Annotated in this window: 8 protein-coding genes; 6 read left to right on the forward strand and 2 right to left on the reverse strand. The window is 74.3% G+C overall.

What is annotated here, in order from left to right:
• The 3 genes from E1291_RS43550 to E1291_RS37995 all read left to right on the forward strand — a co-directional run.
• Positions 1–187, forward strand: a 187-nt coding sequence (locus E1291_RS43550; protein WP_207401158.1) for a hypothetical protein, incomplete at its 5' end; no start/stop codon positions are given.
• Positions 187–846, forward strand: a complete 660-nt coding sequence (locus tag E1291_RS37990; RefSeq protein ID WP_131742883.1) for a hypothetical protein — start codon at positions 187–189, stop codon at positions 844–846. The genes E1291_RS43550 and E1291_RS37990, both read left to right, overlap by 1 nt.
• Complete coding sequence (locus tag E1291_RS37995) at positions 843–1898, forward strand: C40 family peptidase (RefSeq protein WP_131742884.1); 1056 nt, start codon at positions 843–845, stop codon at positions 1896–1898. Before E1291_RS37990 ends, E1291_RS37995 begins: the two co-directional genes overlap by 4 nt.
• A gap of 42 nt (positions 1899–1940) precedes the next feature.
• Here E1291_RS37995 and E1291_RS38000 read toward each other — a convergent pair whose 3' ends face one another.
• A complete protein-coding gene (locus tag E1291_RS38000) occupies positions 1941–2465 on the reverse strand; it encodes a MarR family winged helix-turn-helix transcriptional regulator (protein ID WP_165495491.1) in 525 nt (174 codons plus the stop codon).
• A 61-nt stretch (positions 2466–2526) separates the two neighbouring features.
• Here E1291_RS38000 and E1291_RS38005 point away from each other — a divergent pair, with 61 nt between their 5' ends.
• From E1291_RS38005 to E1291_RS38015, 3 genes are all read left to right on the forward strand, one after another.
• A complete protein-coding gene (locus E1291_RS38005) occupies positions 2527–3816 on the forward strand; it encodes an amidohydrolase family protein (protein ID WP_131742886.1) in 1290 nt (429 codons plus the stop codon).
• Between the two features lie 123 nt (positions 3817–3939).
• A complete protein-coding gene (locus E1291_RS38010; RefSeq protein ID WP_278045306.1) occupies positions 3940–4716 on the forward strand; it encodes a Mut7-C RNAse domain-containing protein in 777 nt (258 codons plus the stop codon).
• Positions 4717–4761: 45 nt separating this feature from the next.
• Positions 4762–5133, forward strand: a complete 372-nt coding sequence (locus tag E1291_RS38015; protein WP_278045307.1) for a (deoxy)nucleoside triphosphate pyrophosphohydrolase — start codon at positions 4762–4764, stop codon at positions 5131–5133.
• Between the two features lie 76 nt (positions 5134–5209).
• On the opposite strand, the gene E1291_RS38020 is transcribed toward E1291_RS38015, so the two are convergent.
• Positions 5210–6154: C40 family peptidase (locus E1291_RS38020; protein WP_131742888.1), on the reverse strand; the 945-nt coding region annotated here is incomplete at its 5' end.

Raw genomic sequence — 6154 nt, forward strand, 5'->3', positions numbered from 1 at the left:
GGGCGGAGGCGGTGTCGCGGCTGGACACCTCGTCCCAGCTCGACTTCAAGCCGCGGGACCCCGTCCCGGTGGGCGGCAGGCGCCCCCGCCGCTGTGGGGCCGCGGCTCCGCCGAGGAGGGGCCGCCGATCCCGTTCTGGCTGCGCCCGGTCGACCCGGCGCAGGGTGAGCCGGGCCGGGACGAGTGATGAACCTGAACGACCGCCAGCGCAAGCTCCTGTTCGCCGGGCTCGTGGTGGTGCTCGCGCTCGCCGGCGTCTATCTGACGGTCGCCGCGCCCGGCGGCGGGAAGGACGGCCCGGACGAGCGGCGGCGCGCCGCGGTGACGGCCCCGCCGGCCGTGCCGACCGGCCCGGCGTCGCCGCCGCCGGGGATCCAGACACCCGTGAAGCCGGGCGACTTCGACATCTACCGGCTGCTGCCGTTCTCCCAGGCCGAGTTCACCACGGCCGCCGACACCGCGCAGCGGTTCGTCGCCGCGTACGGGACGTACCGGTTCGACGAGGACCCGAGGGCCTACGTCGGGCGGCTGGCCGGGCTGGTCGGCGACGACCTGCGCACCCAGCTCGAACGGGACGCCTCGGCGCCCGCGCTGCAGGACGCCCGGCGCGCCGAGCAGGTCGTCGCGGAGGGCACGGCGACGCTCGACCGGGTGCGCGACATCGGCGACAACACGCTCATCTTCCTGGTGACCGGCAAGCAGCAGGTCACCAAGCGCGGCACCCGCGCCGCCGACAGCCGGCAGTACCTGGTGACCGTGCTGCGGAACGGCGGGTCCCTGAGGGTGTCTTCGTTCGAGCCCGCCGACTGGGGACAGGCCGGGGACACTGGATCGGGTACCGGATGAGCCCCCGGCGGATGCTGGCCGTGGGCGCCCTCGGCGCCGCGGCGGTGCTGTTCATCGCGTTGATCTTCGTGCCGGTACTGTTCGGCGCGAGCCAGTTCATGTTCGGCGGCGGCGCGGGCGGCGGCGGTGGCTGCGTGGACGTCTCGCAGGCCGGGGCGCAGCCCGTGGCGGCGAACGACGCCAAGGCGATCCCCGCGAACTACCTGGACCTGTACAAGAAGGCCGGCAAGGACTACGGCATCCCCTGGAACGTCCTGGCGGGCATCGGCAAGGTCGAGACCGGGCACGGCACCTCCAAGCTCCCCGGCGTCAGCAGCGGCGAGAATTACGCGGGCGCGGGCGGGCCGATGCAGTTCCTCGCCCCGACGTTCAACGCGTTCGCGGTCGATGGCAACAAGGACAAGCGCAAGGACCGCTACAACCCGGCGGACGCCATCCCCACCGCCGCCGCCTACCTCAAGCACAACGGCGCCCCGCAGCGGATGCGGACCGCGATCTTCATGTACAACCACTCGTGGGACTACGTGAACCTCGTCCTGGACTGGGCGAAGCGGTACGCCGGCGGCGACTTCAAGGTCGTCCAGTCCAACGGCGTCGACTGCCAGGACAACGACCTCCCGGTCGGCGCGAGCGGCCTCGTCCAGCGGATCATCGCGTTCGCGATGGCGCAGCGCGGCAAGCGGTACATCTTCGGGGCGAACGGCCCGGACGCGTGGGACTGCTCGAGCCTGCTGCAGGCCGCCTACCGGTCGGCGGGCCTGTCCATCCCGCGGACGACGTTCGAGCAGTGGCCGTTCGGAGTGAAGGTCGGCAAGGGCAAGGAACAGCCGGGCGACCTGGTGTTCTTCAACTCCGGTCCCGGGACCGCGTCGGACAACCCCGGTCACGTCGGGATGGTCATCGGCGGTGGCCGGATGGTCGTGGCGAGCTGCTCGACGTGCGTACCGAACATCGGCGTGAAGTCCTACAAGCGCCCCGACTGGGTGGGGACGACCCGCCCGCTCGCCCGCCCCGACTTCAAGAAGAAACTTTCGGAGCTGGCGGCGCAGTAGCCGGGCGCGGCGGCGGCGGCCCGGCGCGGGCCGGGCCGGAGATCAGCGGAAGCGCCGCCGCCCGATGACGAGGAGGACCTCGCGCAGGGCGTCGGCGGCGGCCCGGACGGTCTCCGGCGGCACGCCCGTCATGACCTCCTCATAGGACCGGGCCGAGGCGGCGAGGCCGAGCTCGGTGACGCGCAGGCCCTCCGCCGTGAGCTGGACGAACCGGCTGCGCGCGTCCCCGGCGTTCGCCGTGCGCTCGATGTGGCCCGCCTTCTGCAGCCGCTGCAGGACGTTGCTGGTGCCGCCGGAGGTGAGGAACGCCGACCGGGTGAGCTCGCTCGGCCGCAGCCGGTACGGCGCGCCGGAGCGGCGCAGCACCGTCAGGACCTCGAACTCGGCGTAGGTCAGCCCCAGCTCGGCGAGCTCGGGGCGCAGGGCCTGCTGCACGAGGGAGTCGATCCGCGCGGCCCGCTTGCCGACCTCCAGCATGGCGATCAGCGGCTCGCCGAGCCCGTCCCGCCGCCAGGTCGCGGCGACGGTGTCGATCTCGTCCCGCGGTCCGCCGTCCTCGTCGTGCACAGGACGAGGGTACTCGGTCCAGCACTTGCTTTTTAAAAAGCTTCTTTTTAAGCTTTGAAGCATGACAACGACCCTCCTGATCCGCGGCGGCCTCGTCATCGACACCGCCCCCGCGCCCACCGTGCTCGGCCGCGCCGACGTGCTGGTCGAGGACGGCCGGATCGCCGCGACGGGACCGGACCTGGCCGTTCCCCCGGGCACCGAGGTGATCGACGCGGCGGGACGGATCGTCCTGCCCGGCTTCGTCGACACCCACCGGCACACCTGGCAGGCCGGGATCCGCGCGATCCTGCCCGACAGCACGCTCCCCACCTACATGACGCGCGTCCTCGGCGAGCTGGTGCCCGCGTACCGTCCCGAGGACGTGTACGCCGGGACCCTCGCCGGAGCCCTCGAATGCCTCGACTCGGGGATCACCACCCTCGTCGACTGGTCCAACATCCAGCTGACCCCCGACCACACCGACGCGGCCGTCACGGCGCTGCGGGCGTCCGGCGCGAGCGTCGTGTTCGGCTACTGCTACGGCGGCGACGGCGACTTCGCCGCGTTCGCCGCCGAGGGCGCCCGCGTCCGCCGCGCGTACTTCGACGAGCCGGGCGGCACGGTCTCGATGGTGCTCGCCGCGCTCGGACCGGAGATCGCCGGGGAGGAGCGGTCGCTGCACGAGTGGCGGCTGGCGCGCGACCTCGGCCTGCCGATCACCGTCCACACGGGCGGGCAGGGCGCGAGCAGCGCCGCGCGCGGCCTGGCGTTCCTGGAGGACAACGGGCTGATCGAGCATCCGACCCTGTACGCGCACGCCAACCACTACACCGAGGACGCGCTCAAGCGCATCGCCGGCGCCGGCGGGACGATCTCGGTCACGCCCGGCATCGAGGCGTCCCTGAACATCGGCCCGCCGCCCACCGGGCGGTCGCACGCCGCGGGCGTCCCGACCGGGCTCGGCGCCGACACGGTCGCGAGCGGCCCCGGGGACATGTTCTCCGTGATGCGCGCCGCCTACCTGCTGGAGCGCGGCCGCCCGGACGGCGCCGGGCTGGGCTTCACCGCGGCCGACGCGCTGCGGATGGCGACGATCGAGGGCGCCGAGGCCGCGGGGGCCGGCGCCGTCACCGGGTCGCTGACCCCCGGCAAGCGGGCCGACCTGCTCGTCCTGCGCACCGACACGCTCGGGGTGGCGGCGGCCCATGACCCGATCGCGGCGGTGGTCCTCTACGCCGACACCCGCAACGTCGACACCGTCCTCGCCGGGGGCCGCGTGGTCAAGCGGGGCGGGGTGCTGCGGGGACAGGACGTGCCGTCCGTCCTGGCGTCGGTGGAGGCGTCCGCGGCGCGTCTCGCCGCCGTGTGACGCCGCGGCCCGGCCGTCCCCGCGGGCCCGCCGGGCGGGCCGCGTCCGAGCGCGCGGCGGCCGGGTGGTGAAGCGGTGATTAATCGGGCGGGCGACGGCGGGCGCGCGTGGCATGCTGGCGGCGTGGAGCCCGAGATACGCATCCGGATCGCCGACGAACTGCTGATGTTCCTGCCCGCCGCCCGGCGCGAGCCCGCGCGGCGGGTGGCCTACGACGGGACCTCGACGCTGGGGCACCTCGTGGAGTCGCTCGGGGTGCCGCTGCCCGAGACCGGCCCGATGACGATCCGCGGCGAGCGGGTCGAGCCGTCCGCCCGGCCGGAGGCCGGCGACGAGGTCCGGGTCGAGGCGGTGCCGCGCCCGCAGCCCGTCCCGCTGGAGCCGGGGCAGGCGGCGCCGCGCTTCCTGCTCGACGTGCACCTCGGCACCCTGGCCCGGCGGATGCGGCTGCTCGGCCTCGACACCGCCTACCACAACGACATGGACGACCCCGCCCTCGTCGTCCAGGCGAACGAGGAGCGCCGGGTGCTGCTCACCCAGGACCGGGGGCTGCTGCGCCGCCGCGCCCTCTGGTTCGGCGCGTACGTCCGCGGGTCGCGGCCAGACGACCAGCTTCGCGACCTGCTGGAGCGGTTCGCGCCCGAGCTCCGCCCCTGGACGCGGTGCACCGCCTGCAACGGGCCGCTCGCCGAGGTGTCCAAGCACGAGGTCGAGGGCGGCCTCGAGGCGGGCACCCGCGCGAGCTACGACGTGTACGGACGGTGCGCGGACTGCGGGCAGGTGTACTGGCGCGGCGCCCACGGCGGCCATCTCGAGGAGATCGTCGGGGAGGCGGCGCGGATCGTGGCGGGCGTCCGCGCCGCCGGAACCGGCCCGGCCCGGGCCGCCGTCTCAGACTGAAGGCGAGAGCAGGGAAAGGGGCTGGTCGACATCGATCTCGTCGTGGTGGGTGCGGCGATCATCTCGGACGGGCGGCTGCTGGCGGCGCAGCGGGCCGAGCCGGCGCACCTGGCGGGCGGCTGGGAGCTGCCCGGCGGGAAGGTCGATCCGGGGGAGTCCGACGAGGACGCCCTGGTCCGGGAGTGCCACGAGGAACTGGGCGTGAAGGTGCGGCTGAGCCGCCGGATCGGCGGCGACTGGCCGCTGAGCGAGCGGGCCCTGCTGCGGGTGTGGACCGCCGAGATCGTCGCGGGCGAGCCGCGGGCACTGGAGCACCTGGAGCTGCGCTGGCTGGGCCCGCACGAGCTGTACGACGTGGCGTGGCTGCCGGGTGACCGTCCGGTCATTGACGTCCTCGCCGCGGAGGGCCTCGGCTGACCGGGCTCCGCCGGGCGGGCGGAGGAACGCGAAGGGGCTCCCCGCCTGGCGGGGAGCCCCTGTCGGGCGGGCCCGCTCAGGTGATGCGGTTGGCGCCCGCGAAGTCGGAGCGATCCGAGAGATCAGAGATCTTCACCACATCGCCGGTCTGCGGGGCGTGCAGGAACCTGCCGTCCCCGAGGTAGATCCCCATGTGGTGCAGGTTCCCGCCGAAGTAGACGAGGTCGCCGGAGCGCAGCGACCCCCGGGACACCTTCTGGCCCATCGAGAACAGGTCCCCGGTGTAGTGCGGCAGGCCCGGCTTGCCGACCTGCGCGTACGCCCACACGACCAGGCCCGAGCAGTCGAAGGTCGTCGGCCCGGCCGCGGCCCACACGTAGGGCGACCCGAGCTTGGTGAGCGCCTTGCGCACCATCTTGGCGGGCAGGTCCGACCCCTTGATCGTCGCCGAGAGGCCGGTGCGGGGGTCCTTGACGTGCGTGGTGGACAGCTTGTCCAGCCGCTTCATGACCTCGCTCACCTTGGCCTTGGCGGCCTGCCGGGCGGTCTCGGCCGCCGCGGCGGCCTGCTTGACCTGCGCCGTCCGCGCCTCGGCGGCGTGCTGCGCCCGCGTCGCCCGGTCGATCTGCCCCTGCAGCGCCGAGACGGCGGCGGCCTGGTTCTGCGCGAGGTAGGCGGTGTCGGACAGCCCGCTGGTGCCGCCGCCCGCGCCGAAGATCGCGTCGGGGGCGCCGGTCATGTAGTTCGCGGCCGCCATCCGGCCGAGCCGCTCGCGGGCGGGCGCGGCCTGTGCCTGCAGCGTGGCGGCGGTCCTCGCGGCCGCCTGCTCGGCCTTCTGGGCCTTGCCCAGCTCGACGCGGGTCTTGTTGTACTGCTCGGTGAGGGTCTCCGCCTCGGTGTTCAGCGCGTCCAGGCTCTTGCGCAGGTCCTTCTCCGTGGTCGGCAGCGGGGTGGGCGCCGGTGTCGCGGACGGCGCGGCGCCGGGCGCCGCGGCCGGGCGGCCGGACGGCTGCGCCGCGTG

The sequence above is a fragment of the Actinomadura roseirufa genome, from assembly GCF_900659635.1.
Classification (GTDB): Bacteria; Actinomycetota; Actinomycetes; order Streptosporangiales; family Streptosporangiaceae; genus Spirillospora; species Spirillospora roseirufa.

Coding starts and splice junctions, on each gene's coding strand:
- E1291_RS37990 (WP_131742883.1), top strand. CDS start 187: ATGAACCTGAACGACCGCCAGCGCAAGCTCCTGTTCGCCGGGCTCGTG.
- E1291_RS37995 (WP_131742884.1), top strand. CDS start 843: ATGAGCCCCCGGCGGATGCTGGCCGTGGGCGCCCTCGGCGCCGCGGCG.
- E1291_RS38005 (WP_131742886.1), top strand. CDS start 2,527: ATGACAACGACCCTCCTGATCCGCGGCGGCCTCGTCATCGACACCGCC.